The sequence below is a fragment of the Geminocystis sp. CENA526 genome (assembly GCF_050753365.1).
Taxonomy (GTDB): Bacteria; Cyanobacteriota; Cyanobacteriia; order Cyanobacteriales; family Cyanobacteriaceae; genus Geminocystis.
In genome coordinates, this window is record NZ_JBLZFY010000232.1 from 1 (window position 1) to 2,116 (window position 2,116).

Below are 2,116 nucleotides of genomic sequence, written 5' to 3' on the forward strand. Positions count from 1 at the left end.
ACTCTACGTCTGCAAAAAGAGTATATTCTCAAGGAAGAAAACGCTATTAAGTATATGCCAGTATTAACAGTGTGGCCTAATTTCCGTGCTACTAACTGGAAAACCTACTATACTTTTTACTACGATGGTGCTTATGGAGATCAAACTTTTGGGGTTTATTTTCCTAATCCTACCCAACAACCTCGCAGTTTTAACGCCCCTAATGGTACTGGATCATACCAACTTTCTACATTAGATAAAATGCCTACTTATGTAGTTTGTAAAGATTCTCGTTATCCTAGCACTGACTTAGGTTTAATTTTATTAGCTACTCCCCCAGAAATTAACCCTAGAGGCACATGGCGAGTAGGGGTTGACTTTGGTACATCTTTTACTAACGTTTATGTTAAGGGAGAAAATAGCGGTGATACTGCCCTTGATATTAATAATAATTTACAACTGAATATCACAGAAAGTCCTTTACCTACTCGTATTCCTACCCTTTTACAAAGTTTTATTCCTGAAACTTTTTTACCTCCTGAGCAACCATTACCTTTATCAACGGTACTTACTACACAAAATGGTGATGAATATGGAGAGTTACAACCAATTTTGGATGGGCGTATATTTGTACCAGACCCTGCGGAATTTGATCCTGATAAACAATGGATTAAGTTAGATTTAAAATGGTCAAATATGAAATATTCTAAAGCGTTTTTACGGCATTTAGCTTTACATATTTCTGCTTTAGCGGTGAAATCAACCATTAATTCGATCGAATGGAGTGTATCTTATCCTAGTGCCTTTTCCGTCACCAACTTAACCACTTTTCATCGTAACTGGGAAGAAATAGCCGAAGAATTAAGTCCAAAAACAGGCATTAACTACTCTACCCCTAGAATTGATGATACCCAACGTTTTTGTACTGAAAGCGTAGCCTTAGCTCAATATTTCAAAGATAAAGAAAAAAATCCCCTTGTGCGTACCACTTGTATTGATATGGGAGGAGGCACTTCCGATATATCGATTTGGGAAAACAATCGTATCGTTCATCAATGTTCGGTATTGTTTGCAGGGCGTAACATTTTTTCTGAGATTATTGCCATGAATCCCCCTTACGCGCAAAAATTGATGAAAGAATTTATTAACAATGATTGGAATGGATTAAGCGAATATTCCATCATGACAAATATCGATGTTGCCTTACGTCACAAAGCTGAAGAATGGTTAAATAAACAGCGTATCTATAAAAACGAAGATGAGTATTTTCAACGTTTAATCACCTTGACAGCGTTGGGAGTGGGCGGTTTATATTACTATGTTGGCTTAATTTTGCGAGTCTTGCACGAACAAGGCAAGTATAGTAAAGAACAAATCACATCTGTATATATTGGTGGTAACGCTTCTCGTTTCTTACATTGGCTTTCTCCTACGGGTAAATTTGATCAAAATACCGAATTTAATAAACTTCTTAGTTTAATGTTAAGTAAAGGTTCTGGTTTCAAAAATACTAATGAGAAAACTAGATTAAGTACTCGCCCAAAACATGAAGTAGCCTGTGGTTTAGTTTTAAGTCAAACAGAATTAACAGGAATCATTGAAAATACCGATAAACAACCCATTGCGGGGGAAGATTATTATGTGGAATATCACGATGATGACGAAGAATTTAAGGAAGAAAGAAATTGGGAATCTCGTCTTCATTTAGAAGGTACAATTACTAAATTTGATATACCTAATCTTAATCATTTAGAGAAATTTTTATATGAATTTCATGCAGGGCTTAAAAGTTTAAATATTGAGACGATTAAACCGTTATCTCGTAATGATTATAAACCCCAAGTACCTGCGAATGAACGTCCAGAAAATGAATCTCAAGAAGAAAAAAATAGTGATTTATGGGGAGAAATTAAATTTCACCTTGAAAGTGAACTATTAGAAGTAAAAGGAGATGCCAAAAATATTAGAGAAAAAACACCTTTTATTATGGGGTTAAAATCCTTACTTCATGTCTTAGGCAGAAGATGGGCTGATTCCTATAAAGATTAACTTAATTACCTTGTGGATTTGGGTTACAAATCAGTAGCCCAATCTCATTGATAAAATATGAATTTAACTAATAAAAATAAATGCCCTA

Annotated in this window: 1 pseudogene; it reads left to right on the forward strand. The window is 34.8% G+C overall.

What is annotated here, in order from left to right:
• Nucleotides 1-2,028 (forward strand): annotated as a pseudogene (locus tag ACN4EE_RS22975) (hypothetical protein); the annotation flags it as partial.
• Nucleotides 2,029-2,116: the final 88 nt, after the last annotated feature.